Source organism: Sporosarcina sp. NPDC096371 (genome assembly GCF_044762865.1).
In the GTDB taxonomy this organism is placed as follows: domain Bacteria; phylum Bacillota; class Bacilli; order Bacillales_A; family Planococcaceae; genus Sporosarcina.
On sequence record NZ_JBIWFE010000005.1, the window covers coordinates 41,844 to 61,637 of the forward strand.

The 19,794-nt window shown below is 43.4% G+C and carries 17 protein-coding genes; 11 read left to right on the forward strand and 6 right to left on the reverse strand.

What is annotated here, in order from left to right; translation table 11 throughout:
- The first annotated feature begins 32 nt into the window (after positions 1–32).
- The 5 genes from ACIQ0H_RS14140 to yhaM all read left to right on the forward strand — a co-directional run bounded on the left by ACIQ0H_RS14140 (position 33) and on the right by yhaM (position 7,554).
- Positions 33–932, forward strand: a complete 900-nt coding sequence (locus ACIQ0H_RS14140; RefSeq protein WP_403415857.1) for an ABC transporter ATP-binding protein — start codon at positions 33–35, stop codon at positions 930–932.
- A complete protein-coding gene (locus ACIQ0H_RS14145; protein WP_403415860.1) occupies positions 925–2,190 on the forward strand; it encodes an ABC transporter permease in 1,266 nt (421 codons plus the stop codon). Before ACIQ0H_RS14140 ends, ACIQ0H_RS14145 begins: the two co-directional genes overlap by 8 nt.
- Positions 2,191–2,497: 307 nt before the next feature.
- Positions 2,498–3,709 (forward strand): metallophosphoesterase family protein, encoded by a 1,212-nt coding sequence (locus tag ACIQ0H_RS14150; protein ID WP_403415862.1) that lies wholly within the window; start codon positions 2,498–2,500, stop codon positions 3,707–3,709.
- Between the two features lie 9 nt (positions 3,710–3,718).
- Complete coding sequence (locus ACIQ0H_RS14155; RefSeq protein ID WP_403415864.1) at positions 3,719–6,619, forward strand: ATP-binding protein; 2,901 nt, start codon at positions 3,719–3,721, stop codon at positions 6,617–6,619.
- Positions 6,616–7,554 (forward strand): 3'-5' exoribonuclease YhaM, encoded by a 939-nt coding sequence (gene yhaM, locus ACIQ0H_RS14160; protein ID WP_403415866.1) that lies wholly within the window; start codon positions 6,616–6,618, stop codon positions 7,552–7,554. The genes ACIQ0H_RS14155 and yhaM overlap by 4 nt, the downstream gene beginning before the upstream one ends.
- A gap of 812 nt (positions 7,555–8,366) precedes the next feature.
- Here yhaM and ACIQ0H_RS14165 read toward each other — a convergent pair.
- Positions 8,367–9,230: a peptidylprolyl isomerase gene (locus ACIQ0H_RS14165; RefSeq protein ID WP_403415869.1), complete on the reverse strand. Its 864-nt coding sequence runs from the start codon at positions 9,228–9,230 to the stop codon at positions 8,367–8,369.
- Positions 9,231–9,374: 144 nt separating this feature from the next.
- Between ACIQ0H_RS14165 and ACIQ0H_RS14170 the strand changes: the two genes are divergently transcribed.
- The gene (locus ACIQ0H_RS14170; protein ID WP_192598653.1) at positions 9,375–9,467 is read left to right on the forward strand and encodes a YjcZ family sporulation protein; all 93 of its coding nucleotides are present in this window, start codon (positions 9,375–9,377) and stop codon (positions 9,465–9,467) included.
- A gap of 70 nt (positions 9,468–9,537) precedes the next feature.
- Here ACIQ0H_RS14170 and ACIQ0H_RS14175 read toward each other — a convergent pair whose 3' ends face one another.
- The 5 genes from ACIQ0H_RS14175 to ACIQ0H_RS14195 form a co-directional block, all read right to left on the reverse strand.
- On the reverse strand, positions 9,538–9,723 hold the full coding sequence (locus tag ACIQ0H_RS14175) for a hypothetical protein (RefSeq protein WP_403415873.1): 186 nt from the start codon (positions 9,721–9,723) through the stop codon (positions 9,538–9,540).
- Positions 9,724–9,783: 60 nt separating this feature from the next.
- The gene (locus ACIQ0H_RS14180; protein WP_403415875.1) at positions 9,784–10,392 is read right to left on the reverse strand and encodes an HTH-type transcriptional regulator Hpr; all 609 of its coding nucleotides are present in this window, start codon (positions 10,390–10,392) and stop codon (positions 9,784–9,786) included.
- A gap of 184 nt (positions 10,393–10,576) precedes the next feature.
- A complete protein-coding gene (locus tag ACIQ0H_RS14185) occupies positions 10,577–10,942 on the reverse strand; it encodes a YtxH domain-containing protein (protein WP_403415878.1) in 366 nt (121 codons plus the stop codon).
- A 212-nt stretch (positions 10,943–11,154) separates the two neighbouring features.
- On the reverse strand, positions 11,155–11,703 hold the full coding sequence (locus ACIQ0H_RS14190) for a tryptophan transporter (protein ID WP_403415881.1): 549 nt from the start codon (positions 11,701–11,703) through the stop codon (positions 11,155–11,157).
- A gap of 181 nt (positions 11,704–11,884) precedes the next feature.
- Positions 11,885–12,304, reverse strand: coding sequence for an HIT family protein (locus ACIQ0H_RS14195; protein WP_403415883.1), 420 nt, complete (start codon positions 12,302–12,304; stop codon positions 11,885–11,887).
- Positions 12,305–12,435: 131 nt separating this feature from the next.
- Here ACIQ0H_RS14195 and ACIQ0H_RS14200 point away from each other — a divergent pair, with 131 nt between their 5' ends.
- From ACIQ0H_RS14200 to uvrA, 5 genes are all read left to right on the forward strand, one after another.
- On the forward strand, positions 12,436–13,176 hold the full coding sequence (locus ACIQ0H_RS14200; RefSeq protein WP_403415885.1) for an ABC transporter ATP-binding protein: 741 nt from the start codon (positions 12,436–12,438) through the stop codon (positions 13,174–13,176).
- Positions 13,169–14,380, forward strand: coding sequence for an ABC transporter permease (locus tag ACIQ0H_RS14205; RefSeq protein WP_403415888.1), 1,212 nt, complete (start codon positions 13,169–13,171; stop codon positions 14,378–14,380). The genes ACIQ0H_RS14200 and ACIQ0H_RS14205 overlap by 8 nt, the downstream gene beginning before the upstream one ends.
- 134 nt (positions 14,381–14,514) lie before the next feature.
- Complete coding sequence (locus ACIQ0H_RS14210) at positions 14,515–14,751, forward strand: IDEAL domain-containing protein (protein ID WP_403415891.1); 237 nt, start codon at positions 14,515–14,517, stop codon at positions 14,749–14,751.
- 140 nt (positions 14,752–14,891) lie between these two features.
- Positions 14,892–16,874, forward strand: a complete 1,983-nt coding sequence (gene uvrB, locus ACIQ0H_RS14215; protein ID WP_403415893.1) for an excinuclease ABC subunit UvrB — start codon at positions 14,892–14,894, stop codon at positions 16,872–16,874.
- 5 nt (positions 16,875–16,879) lie between these two features.
- On the forward strand, positions 16,880–19,753 hold the full coding sequence (gene uvrA / locus ACIQ0H_RS14220) for an excinuclease ABC subunit UvrA (protein WP_403415896.1): 2,874 nt from the start codon (positions 16,880–16,882) through the stop codon (positions 19,751–19,753).
- The last annotated feature ends 41 nt before the right edge of the window (positions 19,754–19,794 follow it).

Consider the following 19,794-nt stretch of genomic DNA (forward strand, 5'->3'; position numbering starts at 1 on the left):
TTAGAAGGCTGAAATTTGAAAGGGGAAACGACATGACTTTACTACTTGAAAACGTCACGAAGCGGTTTGGGGATTTTACCGCCGTGAATGATTTATCCTTATCTGTTGGCGAGGGAACGATGTACGGATTTCTTGGTGCAAATGGGGCGGGCAAGACGACGACGTTCCGGATGATACTTGGACTATTGAATGCAAATGAAGGACGAATTACGTGGAATGGCAAGCCGATCTCTTATGCAACGAGCCCTGAAATCGGTTATTTGCCAGAAGAACGTGGACTTTATCCGAAAATGAAGGTGGAGGACCAGCTCATTTTTCTTGCACAGCTACGCGGGATGAGTAAAACGGGTGCGAAACAGGAACTTCATAAATGGCTGGAACGTTTTGAAGTGCCGCATTATGCCAATAAAAAAATCGAAGAACTATCTAAAGGGAATCAGCAAAAGATCCAAGTGATTGCATCCCTTCTGCATAAGCCACAACTACTGATTCTCGACGAACCATTTTCCGGACTTGACCCCGTGAATGTTGAAATGTTGAAAGCAGCGATTTTGGATTTCCGTAATGAAGGCGCGACTATCGTGTTTTCCAGTCATCGAATGGATCATGTAGAAGAACTATGTGAGCAGTTAAGCATTATTGATAAAGGCAAACAGATTGTCAGTGGGACACTCCGTGATGTCAAACGATCATTTAGTAAGCACATTGTGCGGATTCATTCGGATAATGATTTGTCGCAACTTGAATCCATTGCGGGTGTAACGTCTGTCCATCGAACGGTCGAGGGTGCTGTCTTCCAGGTTGAAACGGAAGATATAGCTCATAAACTATTGGCAGCGGCATTAAAATCGGGTCCAATTCGTCACTTTGAGATAGAAGAACCTTCACTGCAAGATATTTTCATCGAAAAGGTGGGGAAACAACATGCGTGAATTCATGATCATCTTTAAACAAGCATTTGTCACAAAAGCGAAAACGAAGTCATTCATCATTACGACAGCGATTATGATTGCGGCGGTTTTTTTGTTTGCCAATATGGGGAACATTATTGATGGTGTGAAAAGTGTCACGGGCGGCGATAGTGATTCGACACAAGTGCTGCAAGTGATTGACGATAGCGGGGTTCTAGTAGATCGTTTGACAGCGCAGTTTGAGGCTAATGGATCCGACATGACAGTAGAAAAAGCTAGTGAATCAGAACAAAAGTTAACGGAACAAGTCAAAGAAGGAGAAATCGATTCTTTTTTGACACTGTCTTTAGATGAAAAGAATACGATTCAAGCAAACTATACATCCATGAGTTCTATGGAATTCGGGACTTCGATGATGTTACAAGATGCACTCCAGTCCATTCAAACGGAAATGAAGGCGGAGGAATTATCCTTGTCTGGTGAGCAAGTGCAGACGTTGTTTGCACCGATTCAGTTTGACGAACATTCCGTATCAGCATCAGCAAAAACAGAAGAAGAATTAAGTCAGGCACGTGGACTTGTCTATGTACTGATGTTCCTTATCTACTTTGCGGTCATCCTATATGCGAGCATGATTGCGACAGATGTTGCTACCGAAAAATCATCACGTGTGATGGAAATCCTCATTTCAAGTGTATCGCCAGTTAAGCATATGTTCGCCAAAGTGGCGGGGATTGGTTCACTTGGTTTATTGCAAATGGTGCTATTTGGTCTGGCGGGTTTCATCGCGCTAAAGACCTCGGCTTCTGAAATGGCAGATGGTTTCTTCTCTGTATTCGGTTTTTCAAATATGAATGTTGGAACAATCATTTATGCAATCGTCTTCTTCCTATTAGGGTACTTCCTTTATGCGACGCTTGCCGCTTTGCTGGGCTCGCTTGTTAGCCGGACAGAAGATGTACAACAAATGATTATGCCAATGACGTTGTTAATTGTAGCAGCATTTATGATCGCGGCAACGGGCCTTGGTAATCCGGAAATGGCATATCTCAAATACGCATCGTTCTTCCCATTCTTTGCACCACTCGTCATGTTCTTACGTGTCGGCATGTTGGATTTACCCGTATGGGAGCCGGTGTTGTCCATTGCGATTATGCTTGTGACAATCTTTATCCTCGGTTGGTTCGGCGCACGTGTCTACCGCGGCGGCGTTCTCATGTACGGCCCATCCCACTCGTTGAAAGATATTAAAAAGGCGATTCAACTTGGGAAAGAATAATGGTTTAAATTTGTAACAGGTATTTATAGGGATACCAAGGTAGAACCAGCGAAGGCGCCTAACTGGGGTAGCCGGAGCCATAAGACTGACAGTGATTTTCTGTCTGGCTTATGGCGGGAGGCCTCCCCAAGCGCCGAAGTGAATTTGAAGGGAATCATGAGTTCCTACATGCCCGATCCCGTGTTTTTTTGAAGCCTTATCCTGGATTAATATAATCCGGAGATAAGGCTTTATTTTGTTGTGCTAAAAAACATCCATGTATGATAAAATAAGAACAAATATTCGACACGTGGAGGAGGGAATGTAGTTGTCAACAATTCGATTTATTCACACGGCTGATTTGCATTTAGATAGTCCATTTAAAGGGATGACGGGGCTACCGATGGATCGGCTCAATCGCTTACGAGAGAGCACATTTGTAGCGTTCGCTAACCTGATTGAGCATGCATGCCAATCAAAGCCAGATTTCGTACTAATCGCTGGTGATATTTATGAAGGTGAAGATCGCAGTTTGCGTGCGCAAATGAAATTCCATGAAGGCATGGAACAATTGAATGCGGCGGGCATTCCTGTGTTTATCTCACATGGTAATCATGATCATCTCGCAGGTAGATGGACACGCTTTGAATTACCGCCGAACGTGCATGTTTTCGGCGAAAGTGTTGAGGAAGCGCACTTGAACGTCAATGGGCAAGCCATTTCCATTTATGGCTTTAGTTATAAAGAACGGCATATTCGTGAGCGAATGGTCGACTCGTATCCAGTAGCGCAAGATCACGATGCCTTACATATTGGCATGCTGCACGGCAGTTTGGCAGGAGATGAAACGCATGCGGTCTATGCACCGTTTACCAAAAGTGAACTGCTTGCTAAACAATATGATTATTGGGCACTCGGGCATATCCATTTGCGCCAGCAGTTGCATGAACAGCCCCCTATTGTCTATCCGGGGAATTTGCAAGGACGTCATCGCAATGAACGCGGATTGAAAGGATTTTATGAAGTGGAATTATCGACAGTGGGTGCGTCACTTCAGTTCATCCCAGCATCTGCCCTTGTATTTGAACGTGTGGAAGTGTCATGTGCCGGGATCCGTCATGCCAATGAATGGCTAGCTGCCTGTACGGAGGAGCTTGAATCTTTCAAAGCACAACACGGGTCAGGAATTGTAGAGGTGTCGATGGTAGATATCGATGACGGAGCGGCGGAGTTATTTAGCCAATCGACTGAACAAGAATGGCTAGATGTGCTACGCGATATGGTTGGAGACAGTGAGGCGTTTGTATGGGTTCAGAAGCTGTCATTTGCTAGGCAGACAACTCTTTTAGCGACTTCGGGTGCACTTGCACATTCGGTCATCGGCATGATTGAAGGTTGGCAGGAAGACGAGTGGAAGGACGTTCTGAAAGAGTTATACCAACATGGACAAGGCATTAAATATTTGGATGTCTTAATGGAAGAAGATATTCAGGACATCAAAACGAGGACGATTAAATTAGTAGCGGCAGAAATAGAATGAGGTGATGAAGTGAAAATCGAGAAACTAGTCATTTACGGATTCGGTAAACATGAAAATGTCACCATTAAATTGGGTACAGGCATCACCGTTTTATATGGGGCCAATGAAGCGGGGAAAACGACGATACAGCAATTCATTCTCCATATTCTGTTTGGCTTTCCACAGAAAAATAGTACCATGCTGCGCTATGAACCAAAATCAGGTGGCAAGTATGGTGGACAAGTGTATCTTTTCGATGAAAAACATGGAACCTGTATTGTTGAACGTGTTCGTGGCAAGTCGGCGGGCGATGTCTCGGTCCATTTTGAAGACGGGACAAAGGGCGGGGAAGAGGAACTACGCGTACTTCTGCGCCAATACGATCGACCGTCATTTGAATCCATTTTTTCATTCTCTTTGCTACAGTTACAAGGATTCGAGAAGATGGATGAAGAAGAGTTAAGTCGTACACTTCTTGCTTCCGGGACAACAGGGGTTGACTCCCTGTTACAACTGGAGAAAAGAATGGACAAAGAAATGGACGAGTTATTCAAGAAATCCGGTAGAATTCCAGAGATGAACGTCAAGATGCTAGAACTTCGTGAACTGGAGAAGGAGTTAATAGATGCGAAAGGAAAAGTGGCAGAGTATGCGCCAGCTATTCAGCGATTGCAGGAAGTCGACGGTCGTTTAAGCGAGTTGTATGAGCAGCAAAAGACGCTCCAACAAGAGGCGGCGGAACTGTCGATTGCACGTCAACTTCTTCCGCTTCATCATAAAAAAGTTACACTAGAAGCGAAACTGGAGCCTTTACATGGAGCGACATTTCCTGTGGATGGCATCAGGCGCTATGAGGCGTTGTTGGATAAATGGACAGAAGCGAGCGCAACCAAACGGAGATTGACGGAAGAATTAGCAGAAATAGCTGCAAAACAGCCGCAACAGCATGCAACTGACTATCTGGCCGATATGGAGATTTTATTAGCTAAAGAAGCACAGTGGCATGGCTGGCAAGTTACAAAAGCGACTGCGACAGAGGAATTACGGCATGTAACGAGTTTACGAGGACGTTTAATCAGTCGATTGGGCATCCAAGGCGAACAAGCGGAGGAGCGTCTTCTACAGGCAAACGTATCGATGCAAAAGGAAGAAGAGATGCATCAGCTACTAAGGGGGCTTACCGACAGCGATCAGCAGATTAGCTATACGGAACGCCAACTCGTTCAACTTGAAAACGATTTAATGGACATCGAAACTAACTTGGGGGTAATGGAACAAACAGCCCCTTCACACGAAGAGCTAGAGCAAGTAGACAAGTGGCCCCAAGTTCGCCAACGGCTTGCGGAAGCCAAAGCGTACGTGACATTGGGGAAGCGTCAACAAAATAACAATGCCATGGCTATGCCAGCGTTACTTTTACTACTGGCTGCCGCGTGTATCATTTTTGGCTTTCTGCAACAAGAATGGCTAGTTGTTGTCGTAGGTGCCATCGTAGGTGCAATGGGAGCTTTCTTTTTGTCACGAAAAGAATCACAGTCTGGTGACGATGCGAAAAGGCGAGAGATGGAGCGATTCATCGCTTCATATGATGGAAAAGAACAGCAGATGGAGAAACTTGTAGAACGCATCGCCATTGCCAAGCGAGAAGGCGAGGCGCTTCGGCATAGTTATGAAAGTCTCGAACGGAAACACCACGCACTTGTTGCGGAGCTCGATGTCTTACATGACAACAGAAGGCAGGTAGAATCAGAGCTTGTCCGATTCTTACAGGTATATGGTTTTGATGGATTACCGTCGCCAGGCATCATTCCGGAATTACTTCGTTTAATACGGCAAGTCCAAGAAGTGACGCGGGACAAAGCGGAAATGGAAAACCAAAAGCGTATGGCCGAAGAGAATATTGCGATTCGGGTAGCAGAAGTTGAAAAAGTAATGCAAAAAGTCGTGCCACAAGAAGCAATTTATGAGATGCTAAGACGTGAATTCATACTGTTAAAAGAACAAAGGGAACTGCTGAAATCTATAAAGTCAGATGCTCTGCAAAAGGAAGAAGCGTTAAAAGAGATTTCTGGGCTGGTTGGCTCCCTGCAAGACAAGTTACAGCAGTTGCTAACTGAAGCAGGGGCAAAAACGGAAGAGGAATTTTATAGTGCGGATCGTGTTTATCAGGAAATGGGTCGTTTGGCAGAGCAGTTGAGTGATGTCAACTTGCAGTTAGCTGCACATGGAGCCGTGGAGTTGTCTGAAGGTGTCACGGAGGAAGAATTAGTGACGAAGACAACTACAAACGGAGAAGCACAAGTCGTGGTCGACGAACAGTTAAAGCAACTGATGAATGAGCAAGTTACCCTCATGCATAAAACGGATCGTTTGCTGACGGATGAAACGTACGGACGTAAACGACAACACTTTGAAATGAAGAAGGCCGAACTGGCAGAACTCGCAAAGCAGTGGTCTGAACGTAAGGCGATTGCCGAAGCGATTAGACGCACGATGATGGATTTGAAAGAAAAGAAACTGCCGAACGTACTGGAAGTTGCGGAGGCACTATTCCGCGAATTAACAGGCGGTCATTATGAATCGCTCCTTGTGACGGAATCGGGTCTTTTTGAAGCGGTGTCTAGGGATGGCATGCGATATCCGATTGTCGAACTCAGCCAGGCGACGAAGGAGCAGGCTTATATTGCGCTTCGTTTCGCACTCGCAGCATCCATACTTGAAACAGCACCATTTCCAATGATGATGGATGATCCGTTCGTCCACTTTGACGGACAGCGACTTTCGCGTATGATTGAGTTATTGGATCGGCTTCAAAATCAGCATCAATTCATCTATTTCACATGCCATGAAGGTATGACAGCGCATTGGCAAGATGCAACAATAGTAAACGTTTCTGCTATCGGAAGCGAACAGGAGGCAATTAGGGTATGAAAAAACTAGCGGATTATAAAGTTGGAGAACCATTAGACATTTATTTACTGATTAAGCAGTCTACAAAAGGGGTTACGACGCAAGGTAGCGCATTCATGACACTCATTTTACAAGATAAGAGCGGTGATATGGAAGCGAAACTGTGGGACACGACAGATGAGCTAGCCAAAACTTATGCCGCCGCAACGATTGTTAAAGTGGGTGGAGAAGTACATGAATACCGTGGCAAAAATCAGCTGCGTATCAAAAGCATCCGTCCGATTAAAGAGGATGAAGGGATTTCAATTGCAGACCTTGTTCCTTCATCAGCCAAAAGCAAGGAAGTATTGTATGAAGAGTTGATGCAGTATTTCTTTGAAATGCAAAATCCACAGATTCAACGAATCACCCGCCATTTATTGAAAAAGCATCAAGCGGCTTTCATGACCTACCCGGCGGCGACAAAAAATCACCATGATTATGTATCAGGTCTAATCGATCATGTAGTATCAATGTTAAAGCTCGGAAAATCACTGGCGGACCTGTATCCATCACTCAATAAGGATCTGTTGTACGCGGGCATTATTTTACACGACGTCGGGAAAGTGATTGAACTTTCAGGGCCGATTGCCACGCAATATACGATTGAAGGGAACCTTCTCGGTCACATTACAATTATGGTCAATGAAATTTCCAAAGCAGCGGACGAACTAGAAATTGTTGGTGAAGAAGTCATGTTGCTACAGCATATGGTCTTGTCCCATCATGGTAAAGAAGAGTGGGGAAGTCCAAAACGACCAATGCTGAAAGAAGCAGAGATTCTACATTATATCGACAATATTGATGCGAAGATGAATATGTTAGATCGTGCACTTGGCAAAACAGCACCGGGTGAATTCACGGAACGAATTTTCCCACTAGATAACCGCTCGTTCTACAAGCCTACGTTTGAATAAAGAAAAGCGCAAGACGCCCGCTTAGACGCGGCTGGCGGCTGAAGCTAGACAATAACGTCAAGTGATTGAAAACCTCTATTTTTACTGGACCATTTTCCGTCCGCTTTCGGCGAATTAATCGCGACAGATTTACCGGGGGACCCCAGTGTGGCAAGAAATGACCAAGTCATTTCTTGCCACATTTTTTTTCGGTTATCCTATTGTGATGAATTGCCTGTCGCAGCCCTGCAATGTTCAAGTGAAAAAAGCTTTGGCTTTGAAAGAAAAGAATAGATGACATTTTATAGGGAGTGTAAGTGCCCGAAGATACAATTTCGGGCACTTTAGCACGTTATACAATGCGTTTCTTGCTTACTTTTAGCAAAGATTATGCATCTCATCAAAGGAGGAATACAATTCAATTCCTCCCCCAGTGAAGCCTTATAGAAAGCGACACTTCTTTAAAATAAAAAAAGAAACACCCATAGAAAAAGCTTCAGCCGCCAAAATTGTATCTTTGGCGGCTTCTCACTAGGTAAGAAGCCCGGTTATTCTTTCGTCCCCAAAAGCTTTAGCACTTCGTGTATCTGTGTTTTTGGGGAGCGGCGGATGAAGGGCCACCATACGACTACCGAAAAAAGTGTGTAGGGATGCGACAAAGTCGCATCCCTACACATCCAGAAATCTCGGTATTTGTATAGTAGTCATTCAATCCAGAGCGTTCCAAACATACTATACACGCACCACTCTGTGTTTGATCAAGTTATTTACTAGTTGTTTTTGGTTAATCAATAAATAAAGCTGTCCCACAAAGGGACAGCTTTTCATATACATTATTTTTTGTCAGTCGATAAGTAGCCTTCAAGCGCACCTTTGAAATCAGCGTTTTCAATCTTGATGTCAGCAGCTTTTAGTAGGCTGGTAATTTTCTCTTCAACTTTTTCGTCTGTCAGTTTCTTTTCGACTTCTGCTTTTAGTTCTTCATCTGTCTTTTCAGATTCTGCCACGCGCGTATCGAGTAACTCGATGATGTGGAAACCGTGCATGGTTTCAACCGGTTCACTAATTTCACCTTTTTTCATAGCGAAAGCAGCTTTTTCAAATTCTGCAACCATTGCACCTGGACCGAACCAGCCAAGGTCACCTTTTGATTCTTTTGCAGCAGGTTCAATCGAATATTCTGCAGCTAGTGCTGCAAAATCGCCTTTATCCTTTAATTTTGCAAGGACTTCTTCAGCTGTTTTTTTATCTTTAACAAGAATATGACGTGCATGTACTTCTTTTTTCATATCTTCGATACCAGCTTTGATTTCCTCATCAGAGATTTCAAGGGAATCAACCAATTTTTGTTCGAGCATTTGTGATTTGATGATTTTCCCGAAGCCCTCTTCTGTCGTGTTGTTTTGAAGAAGGACTAGTTCGAAGTTATCTCCGAATTGTTCTTTTTGTTTTGCGATTTCATCTTTTAATTCTTTGTCAGTAATTTTATATTCATTTTCTAGTGTTTGTTGAAGCAGTAAGCTTTCAACAACCTGTTTACCAATTGCATCTTTCATTTCCTTATATAGCTCGGCTTGTGTAATATCCCCAACTTTAGAAGTAGCGATAATTGCATCGTCAGCGGCTTTGTCTTCACTACATGCTGACAGTGCAAGAACGGATGCGGCCATTGTAAGTGCTAGTACAGTTTTTTTCATTTTAATGTCTCCCCTAACTTTTATGTGCAACAGTAAATACTATATCATAACAACGTAGTGAAAACAAAAAGGTTCCCCGGATAATTTGCCCATAACCGTGGAAAATTTGCGCATAGGATGTAGAGAGAGAGAGGGGGTGCTCCAATGAGCGGATATAACCAAGGTTCTTCGGGCTTCGCGTTGATTGTAGTGTTGTTTATTTTACTAATCATTGTCGGTGCAGCCTTCCTGTATTAATGAATAGAAGCGTTTAACAAGGAAAAGTCCATATCCCGGAATCCCGGGATCATGGACTTTTCTTTATGCTTTAGATATTCAAAAGGATTTCGACATAAAAAGTTGAAATTAATATAGTGACAAGGATGTTAACCGTTTTATAGATTTTCGGCTGTTTTTCCTCGGGGATTTCCCGTGATTCACATAACGCATATGTCATCTTATTGATTTGGAACAAATAAAATAATGAGAACAAAATTGTGATTACAAGGATCAAGTCCATTCCTCCCCTTTAACTTAACAAAGTAATCATAGCAGAAGTCACTACGAAATGAAATTATTTTTCATCAGCAATAGGTAATGAACTGACGGCTTCAACCGTTTTTACGGGTTGACTCCCAGTGAATGAATCGCCATGGTTGGTGTCAAATGAATTCTCAAGGTTTTTAAACCCTTGTTCAAATATCTCCATGAAGTCTTCCCCGTAAATATTACGGATAACGGACATGACTTCAAGAAATTCAGGGAATTTACCATAGAGGTCTTTAATGGGAAGTGAACCTTCCAAAATATCACGCTCTGAGTTGAAATAATTCTCATTCATTTCAAGTATCAGTTTTTCTCCCTCTGTTGTTACGGAAACATATGTATTTCGTCTGTCTTCGTCTTTTTTGTAAAATACGAGGTATCCTCGTTGTTCGAGCTTCTTTGAAAAGTTAAATGCTGTAGAAACGTGCATCACTCCAAATTTAGCAATGTCTGAAATAGTAGCGGCCTGAAGATGGTAAGAGATCCATAAAATATGATGCTCATTAATATTCAAGTCATAAGGTTTGATCCAATGCTGCCAATCCTTCTCTACTGCTTTCCAAAGTGCTTTTGACATCTGTGCGACGCGTTGACTAAAGATCATTGCATCCTTTGGAGAAAACTTTTGATTTTCCATATAGACACCTTCCTTCTATTAAATTATAACTATGTTTATTATAGCAGGAAAGCAAAGCGGAGAGAAGTGAGAATTGCAAAAAAACTTTCGTCGCAATAATAAAAAAGATTGTCCAAGTTCAATTGGACAACCTTTTTATGTCTAGACTCCAGACGCCAGATGCGACAGGCGCCCTGCGCTTTTCTTATGATTTTTGTTGTGCGACTAGGGACTGTTCGAGTTCTTCAAGTGCTTTTTGAATAGCGACAATTTCCTTTTCCATACGTTCCTTGTTAGGTTCAGTCGCATGTTGCCATTTTTCAACTGATCCTTTGAGGCCATCGATGGCAGCTGGAATCGCTTCTTTTGCTTCCGATGATAGATGAGAAATGGAATCTTTTAAATCATCTACGCATCCTTTGACATCACTGAATTTACTCTTCATATCAGCTGATGCATTTCTTACCGTTTTTCGAAGTTCGTTACCTGATTGGGGAGTAGAATATAAGACTGTAACTGCGGCGGCAACTGAACCTGCCACGAGTCCGATGAAAAATGTAGATGCTTTCATGTTTTCAGCACACCTTTCTTTGTGGATCGAATGGTTTCTATATAGTCTCATTAAAACATGGAAGAGCTATCTGAGCAAATCAATTACGCCTTGGCGTAATTGCATCCAGATTTTTTTTCGAGCTTGGGGCCAACAGGGAGGGGGGAAGGATTTAATTGCTGAAGCAATTAAAAAAGCTTTCCGGATTCATCCGGAAAGCTTTTGGTCTATTATTAATTGGATAATGCAGTTTTAAACGAAGTCCGCTTCATCAACCCTTTTACAATCGGATAGATGATGAAAAATGCGATACAGTTCATAGCAATTGCCGGTAGGACAACCAATCCGAACAACCCTGTAAAAGCAGCCATTGGTGATGCGAAGCCTGGGATTGTTGCACCAAGGATAAACAGTGCAACCGATAGGAAGACGCTACCTGAAAGAATGGTTCCTAAGCCAGTCATGATTGTTGTTGCAATCATGTTGCTTGTGAACTTTTTAAATGTAAGTACAATGGCGAAAATCACAAATGCAGTTATAAACTTATCAATGATATTGGGCATAAAGCCCCCGGGAAATGTCGAGAACAGACCGGATATGACGCCCGTTGTGACAGCAAGTAAAAATACACTCTTCTTTTCTGGGAATAGCAATATACCGATAAACATCATTGTTAGCATGAAATCAGGCTTCATACCTTCCCCATAACCTGGAATGATCAAATACAATGCAGCACCAACCGCAACCAATAACGCCATTAACACAAGATTCTTCGTATTCATTTCTCATCTCTCCTCAGCTCAACTAGTAGTGTAAGATTCTCCTGACGTATCCTCATGATCGGCAGCGAAAAACTTACTATGAATCATACATGGCATTCAAAGAATAGGCAAGGTTAAATTTATCCAGCAGACGTAAAAAAAGTTGCCGAATGAAATGAAGCTCCAGCGGATACCAAACTAATTATAGCTTCGTGCGAATACCTGCAGCGAACTCTGCAATACGTTCCGCAGTAAATTCTGTTGCATTCGTCTTAACAGAAGGTTGGAATCCATCTGTCTCATCATAGCGAGGGATGAAATGCAAGTGGAAATGGAACACGGCTTGTCCGGCAAACGTTCCGTTATTTTGCAGTAAATTCATTCCCAGTGGGCTAAATTCGTCTTTGATAGCATTGGCAATTTTCGGTGCTACGGCGAATAGATGGGATGCCTCTTGTGCCGACATGTCATAGATATCGTTACAATGCGTTTTAGGAATGAGTAGGACATGTCCTTTTGTCGCTGGCATAATATCCATGAAGGCAAAAACGTGCTCATCCTCATAGACTTTCATGCTTGGTATCGTTCCTTCAATGATTTTACAAAAAATACATTCAGTCATTTTGGCACTTCCTTTCATTAATGAGACAAGTGTAGCATAATTTTAAATGATGCCAAGTGGTCCAAGCTGTGTAAGGGGTAAGCATTTTGCGACGTTTTTTGTTAAACTAAGGGAAAGAATGGGGGATGGAAATGACGATTTTGGAGATGAAAGATGTAACGGGCGGTTATACACGTAAACCTGTCCTGCATGATTTATCGTTTACGATTGGAAACGGTGAGCTTGTAGGTTTGATAGGCTTGAACGGGGCCGGTAAAAGTACAACGATTAAACATATTATTGGATTGATGAACCCACATAGCGGCGAAATCCGAGTAAACGGTGTGACATTTAGTGAGGATCCTGAAACGTATCGCAAGGCGTTCACCTATATTCCTGAAACGCCGATTCTTTATGAGGAATTGACGCTTAGGGAGCATCTTGAAATGACAGCGATGGCATATGGACTGGACGAAGAGCTATTTGAGGCCCGCTCAGAAATCTTGTTACATGAATTTCGAATGGAAAAACGATTGAACTGGTTCCCAGCGCATTTCTCAAAAGGGATGCGACAAAAAGTAATGATTATGTGTGCGTTCCTCGTCAATCCTTCTTTGTATATTATTGATGAACCATTTGTCGGTCTGGATCCACTTGGTATTAAATCTCTCCTTGAACAGATGACTGAGCGGAAAAACAATGGGGCATCCGTCCTCATGTCAACCCACGTTTTGTCAACGGCAGAAAAGCATTGTGATCGAATTATTTTGCTCCACGACGGACGGGTGCGGGCAGAAGGTACAATGGATGATTTAAGAAAAGCCTTCGGACGTCCAGGTGCGTCTTTGGACGATCTGTACATTGCGATGACAGAGGAAGCTGACAATGAATAATTTGCGTGACATCTGGGGAACACGGTTCGTCCATTACATAACCGAACTCCAAAAGTATTTAAAGTATGTGTTTACGGGTCACTTAGCGATTGTGTTCGTCTTTACAATTGGAGCGGGGGGCTATGCATACAGTGAATGGCTGAAGGAAGTACCAGCAAACTTTCCAGCAGCACTACTAACGGCAGTGATTCTTGGGGCGGCGCTCTCCTTTTCAACACCTGTAACGCTGTTGAAACCAGCAGATACCGTTTATTTTTTGCCACTTGAAAAGAAACTTCCCATGTACCTCAAACGATCTTTGAGTTGGACATTTTTTTCACAGCTGCCTTTGCCATTCGTATTGTATATCGTCGCCTTACCGCTATTGTCTGCGACTGGAACTGGGACAAAGCTTGCGTATATAGGCATCGCAATTTGCATGGTACTGATCAAGTGGGTATTTGTCTTATCTGAATATAACTTCCGGCATGCTCTTGACGGTACAAAGGTCTGGGGCGACCGTTTTGTTCGATTTTTATTGGCTGGACTTTTCATTTTTAACGGTCTTGTTGCTAGTCCGTGGAACCTTCCGATTATCGGCGTGTTAATTGGACTGTACGCCTTTTATTGGGGGAGGCGGAGAAATGAAAAACCGTTCCCATACGACCATTTTATTGAACTTGAACAAAATCGGATGATGCGCTTTTACCGTTTCGCCAACTATTTCACGGATGTTCCGCATCTTAAAGGTTCAGTCAGTAGACGTGGCTGGCTCGGACTGTTATTCGGTACTCCGAAGTTCGGACAAACGGTTCCACAAGCTTATCTAGTGAGACGCACATTTATCCGAACGGATGATATTTTCTGGCTGTGGGTTAGGCTGACTGCGTTGTCTGCGCTCGGGGCGCTGTTCATTCCATTTCCGATTGTTGTCTTCATTTTTGCTGGTGCGCTTGCATTCGCTTCGGCCGTGCAACTTATCCATGCATTGCGTGCAGGAGACGAATTCCGAATGGATATGCTATTCCCTGAAAAGGAAGACACACGTCCTGCAGCGATTAGAAAAACGGTCCGTGCGGTTCAATGGATTCAGGCGGCAGTGGTTTTGGTTAGTGCGCTATTCCTTTACGGCATTGCCACGACACCATTCCTAATAGCGGCGGTCATTCTAATCATATCTGAAGCAACCATTCGTTTGACGGGGGAAAAGAAAGAGTTCGATTGAAAGAGGCTGTTCCGATCGCAAGTCGGGACGGCTTTTTGGCTGTCACAAAAATTAAAAATAGAATATTCCCAAAAACCTTGCAACTTACCTCTGAAAATAGATATAATAAATAAAAGGCGTCAGGGGTGAGCGAGATGGAAAATAATTATTCATATGCAGAGTTTTTGAAAGCCGTTGGGAAAAATAGTTCATCACTCCAATCGGAAAAACTGTTGAATGACATTTACATGGACCTATTCCTAAACCATATTCATCGGCAACAAACCATGGAGCGACTCATGGAATTGATCGATCTTTCGCTTGATTGTCGTGATGAACAGACATTTCAGCTCTATTCGGAAAGTCTAAAAAAATTAGTAGAAGTTCAATAAAAAAGTGAGGACGCTGCATGAAGCGATATGCGGCGTTTTTTTTATACATATATCGAAAAACGTACGTTCGTTTTTATTCGTGAAAACCGGCAAGGTATGGTAAAGTAAAAGTAATTCTTCTTTGGGAGGGCATGACCATTATGGTTCAAAAATTTAACTTGCAAGCCCCTTATACGCCACAAGGTGATCAGCCTTTTGCCATTGCTAAACTAGTGGAAGGTCTTAGCAAAGGTGAAAAACATCAGACGCTACTCGGTGCGACTGGGACAGGGAAAACGTTCACGGTATCGAACGTCGTAAAAGAAATCAATAAACCAACCCTGGTCATCGCCCATAACAAAACGTTAGCGGGTCAATTATATAGTGAATTTAAAGAGTTTTTTCCAGACAATGCAGTCGAATACTTTGTGAGTTACTACGATTACTATCAACCAGAAGCCTATGTACCGCATACGGATACGTTTATCGAAAAAGATGCCAGTATCAATGATGAAATTGATAAGCTGCGGCACTCCGCTACATCTGCGTTATTTGAACGCAATGATGTGCTGATCGTCGCATCCGTTTCCTGTATTTATGGCCTTGGTTCTCCGGAGGAATACCGTGAACTCGTTGTCTCGCTTCGCACAGGGATGGAAATTGGGCGTAACGAATTGCTGCGTAAATTTGTCGACATTCAATATGAACGCAATGACATTAGCTTTACGCGCGGGACATTCCGTGTAAGAGGTGACGTGGTGGAGATTTTCCCCGCATCTCGGGATGAGCGCTGCATGCGCATCGAATTTTTTGGAGATGAAATTGATCGGATACGTGAAGTCGATGCACTGACAGGTGAAATTCTGGGCGAACGTGATCATATCGCCATCTTCCCGGCCTCCCACTTCGTGACACGCGAGGAAAAGATGGTCCAGGCCATTGACAATATTGAAGTTGAATTGGAAGAACGATTGAAAGAATTACGTGGACAAGACAAACTGCTTGAAGCGCAACGCCTAGAACAGCGGACACGCTACGACCTTGAAATGATGCGGGAAATGGGTTTTTGTTCAGGCATCGAAAACTATTCTCGTCATCTTACTTTGCGTCCTGCGGGTGCAACACCGTATACCTTGCTTGACTATTTCCCAGATGATTTTCTAATTGTTGTCGACGAAAGTCATGTGTCGTTACCGCAAATTAGGGGTATGTTTAATGGTGACCAGGCACGAAAAAATGTCTTAGTGGAACACGGTTTCCGTTTGCCTTCTGCACTTGATAATCGGCCACTCACCTTTACAGAGTTTGAAGGCCATGTGAAAGAAGCGATATATGTTTCGGCAACACCGGGGCCTTATGAAATTGAGCATACACCTGAAATGATTGAGCAGATTATTCGTCCGACAGGGCTTCTTGATCCAACAATTGACGTACGTCCGATTGAAGGACAGATCGATGATTTGATAGATGAAATACATGAACGAAGGAAGAAGAACGAACGGGTTCTCATTACGACGTTGACGAAGAAGATGTCGGAAGATTTGACCGACTATTTAAAAGACATCGGGATTAAGGTGCAGTATCTCCATTCCGAAATCAAGACGCTTGAACGAATTGAAATCATTCGGGAGCTGCGAATGGGCACTTATGACGTCCTTGTAGGCATTAACCTGCTGAGGGAAGGCATTGATATTCCCGAGGTGTCTCTCGTGACGATTCTTGACGCGGACAAGGAAGGTTTCCTTCGTTCGGAACGGGCGCTTATCCAAACAATCGGTCGAGCGGCACGTAATTCCAATGGCCATGTCGTGATGTATGCGGATCGGATGACCGACTCAATGATCAAAGCGATTGATGAAACAGACCGGCGTCGTGCTATTCAAAAAGCTTACAATGACAAGCATGGGATCACGCCGACGACCATCAAAAAAGAAATTCGAGATGTCATTCGTGCCACACAGGTGGCAGAAGAAGTTGTCTCTTATGTTGATAAAGTAACAAAAGGTAAGAAACTCACGAAAGACGAGAAGGCTAGCCTACTTGTATCGCTTGAAAAAGAAATGAAAGAAGCGGCAAAAGCACTCGACTTCGAACGTGCTGCGGAACTGAGAGATACAATTTTGGAACTGAAGGTTGAGGGGTAAGAATGATGAAAAACAATGAAATCGTCATACAAGGGGCAAGGGCACATAATCTAAAAAATATTGACGTGACGATACCGCGTGATCAATTAGTCGTGATGACAGGTTTATCGGGGTCTGGAAAGTCCTCTCTTGCATTCGATACCATTTACGCAGAAGGACAACGCAGATATGTTGAGTCACTATCGGCATACGCCCGCCAGTTTTTAGGGCAAATGGACAAGCCAGATGTCGATGTAATAGAAGGACTATCGCCGGCTATTTCCATTGACCAGAAAACGACGAGTCGCAATCCGCGCTCTACAGTAGGGACTGTTACGGAAATTTACGACTACCTGCGTTTACTCTTCGCGCGTGTTGGCAAGCCAATTTGTCCAGTCCATGGAACGGAAATTTCATCCCAAACGATTCAACAAATGGTCGATCGTTTGATGCAATTACCTGAACGTTCCCGTATTCAAGTGCTGGCCCCAATCGTTTCGGGTCGCAAAGGCACGCATGTGAAATTAATAGAAGATATCAAGAAACAAGGCTATGTGCGTATTCGAGTAAATGGTGAAATCATCGACCTAGACGATAATATTGAGTTGAATAAAAACAAAAAGCACAATATCGCAGTCGTCATTGACCGCATTGTCATGAAAGAAGACATCGCGGCGCGTTTAAGTGATTCCTTGGAATCGGCGCTACGACTTGCAGAAGGAACTGTGTTAATCGATGTGATGGACGGGGAAGAGCTGTTATTTAGTGAGCATCATGCCTGCCCATTATGTGGATTTTCAATCGGAGAGTTAGAACCGCGTATGTTTTCATTTAACAGTCCGTTTGGTGCCTGTTCAGATTGTGACGGTCTAGGAACGAAGCAGGAAGTCGATCCGGATCTTGTCATTCCTGATTCATCGAAATCATTGAAAGAGCATGCCATTGCTCCGTGGGAACCGACGAGTTCACAATACTATCCGGAATTATTAAAAACAGTCGCGGATCATTTTGGAATTTCGCTGGATGTCCCTGTCAGTGAACTACCGGATGCTGAGCTCGATAAAATCCTAAATGGCTCCCAAGACGAAAAAATCCGATTCCGCTATACAAACGAATTTGGAGGTACGCGTGATAGCAATATTTATTTTGAAGGGGTTTTGGCGAATATCGAGCGTCGCTTTAAAGAAACGTCTTCAGATTATGTCCGCGAACAAATGGAGAAATATATGGCGCAACGGCCTTGTCCGACATGTGCTGGTTATCGATTAAAAGAGGAAACACTCGCTGTGAAAGTAAATGGGGTCCATATCGGTAAAGTAACAGAACTATCGATTGTCGAGGTGGATCAGTTTTTCAAAAACCTTCAACTATCGGAAAAAGATGCGCAAATTGCTAAGCTGATTCTACGTGAAATTGATGAGCGACTAGGGTTCCTGATTAACGTAGGGCTCGATTATTTAACGTTATCGAGAGCAGCGGGCACACTATCGGGAGGGGAAGCACAACGAATTCGGTTGGCTACTCAGATAGGCTCACGTCTTACGGGCGTCCTCTATATTTTAGACGAACCATCAATCGGCTTGCATCAACGGGACAATGACCGACTCATCGGTACACTAAAAAGTATGCGTGATATCGGGAATACCCTCATCGTTGTAGAGCATGATGAAGATACAATGATGGCAGCCGACTACTTAATTGATATTGGACCAGGTGCAGGTGTTGCAGGCGGAGAAATCGTTTCTGCAGGTACGCCTGACAAAGTGATGAATGATCCCAATTCGTTAACGGGTCAATATTTAAGCGGCAAGAAGTATATTGCGCTCCCTGTAGAGCGTCGAAAATCAGATGGTCGAAAAATCATCATTAAAGGTGCTGCGGAAAATAACTTAAAAAATGTCAATGTTGATATTCCGCTTGGGCAGTTCATTGCCGTGACGGGTGTATCAGGATCAGGGAAAAGTACATTGATTAATGAAGTTCTGTACAAAGTACTGGCACAGAAATTGAACCGTTCCAAACAAAAACCAGGTGAATTTAAATCTGTCACAGGTCTTGAAGAATTGGAAAAGGTAATTGAAATCGACCAATCACCAATCGGACGCACGCCGAGATCGAACCCTGCAACGTATACGGGGATGTTCGATGATGTGCGGGATGTCTATGCCTCAACGAATGAAGCGAAAGTACGGGGCTATAAAAAAGGTCGTTTTAGCTTCAACGTGAAAGGTGGACGCTGTGAAGCATGCCGAGGCGACGGCATTATCAAAATTGAAATGCACTTTTTGCCAGATGTCTATGTACCATGTGAGGTCTGTCATGGCAAGCGCTACAATCGTGAAACATTGGAAGTCCACTACAAAGGCAAAAATATATCAGAAGTGTTAGGGATGACTGTTGAGGATGCACTCGTATTTTTTGAAAATATCCCGAAAATCAGCCGTAAACTACAGACAATCGTTGATGTAGGATTAGGCTATATCCAATTAGGGCAACCTGCTACAACGCTATCGGGTGGTGAAGCACAGCGTGTCAAACTTGCTTCCGAGCTTCATAAACGGTCGAATGGCAAATCATTTTATATTCTCGATGAACCGACGACTGGTTTGCATGTACACGATATTTCCAAGCTGTTGGTTGTCCTCCAACGACTTGTCGATACGGGCAATACGGTTCTGGTGATCGAGCATAATCTGGATGTCATTAAGACTGTCGATCACATTATCGACCTAGGACCTGAGGGGGGCGATAAAGGCGGACAAATCATCGCGACGGGGACACCTGAAAAAATTGCTAGCAGCGACAAGTCTTATACCGGGTATTATTTAAAACCAATTCTTGAGCGCGACCGAAAGCGAATGGAGGTAGCCATTAAGACCGCAGAAAATGTTGGTAAATGAAACCTTTTCGAATGCCAGTCGTATATATAAATAGCAAAACA

Bases quoted from the DNA above. Each gene is read 5' to 3' on its own strand.
- ACIQ0H_RS14140 (WP_403415857.1), top strand. From the start codon at position 33: ATGACTTTACTACTTGAAAACGTCACGAAGCGGTTTGGGGATTTTACC.
- ACIQ0H_RS14145 (WP_403415860.1), top strand. From the start codon at position 925: ATGCGTGAATTCATGATCATCTTTAAACAAGCATTTGTCACAAAAGCG.
- yhaM (WP_403415866.1), top strand. From the start codon at position 6,616: ATGAAAAAACTAGCGGATTATAAAGTTGGAGAACCATTAGACATTTAT.
- ACIQ0H_RS14165 (WP_403415869.1), bottom strand. From the start codon at position 9,230: ATGAAAAAAACTGTACTAGCACTTACAATGGCCGCATCCGTTCTTGCA.
- ACIQ0H_RS14170 (WP_192598653.1), top strand. From the start codon at position 9,375: ATGAGCGGATATAACCAAGGTTCTTCGGGCTTCGCGTTGATTGTAGTG.
- ACIQ0H_RS14180 (WP_403415875.1), bottom strand. From the start codon at position 10,392: ATGGAAAATCAAAAGTTTTCTCCAAAGGATGCAATGATCTTTAGTCAA.
- ACIQ0H_RS14185 (WP_403415878.1), bottom strand. From the start codon at position 10,942: ATGAAAGCATCTACATTTTTCATCGGACTCGTGGCAGGTTCAGTTGCC.
- ACIQ0H_RS14190 (WP_403415881.1), bottom strand. From the start codon at position 11,703: ATGAATACGAAGAATCTTGTGTTAATGGCGTTATTGGTTGCGGTTGGT.
- ACIQ0H_RS14195 (WP_403415883.1), bottom strand. From the start codon at position 12,304: ATGACTGAATGTATTTTTTGTAAAATCATTGAAGGAACGATACCAAGC.
- ACIQ0H_RS14200 (WP_403415885.1), top strand. From the start codon at position 12,436: ATGACGATTTTGGAGATGAAAGATGTAACGGGCGGTTATACACGTAAA.
- ACIQ0H_RS14205 (WP_403415888.1), top strand. From the start codon at position 13,169: ATGAATAATTTGCGTGACATCTGGGGAACACGGTTCGTCCATTACATA.
- ACIQ0H_RS14210 (WP_403415891.1), top strand. From the start codon at position 14,515: ATGGAAAATAATTATTCATATGCAGAGTTTTTGAAAGCCGTTGGGAAA.
- uvrB (WP_403415893.1), top strand. From the start codon at position 14,892: ATGGTTCAAAAATTTAACTTGCAAGCCCCTTATACGCCACAAGGTGAT.
- uvrA (WP_403415896.1), top strand. From the start codon at position 16,880: ATGAAAAACAATGAAATCGTCATACAAGGGGCAAGGGCACATAATCTA.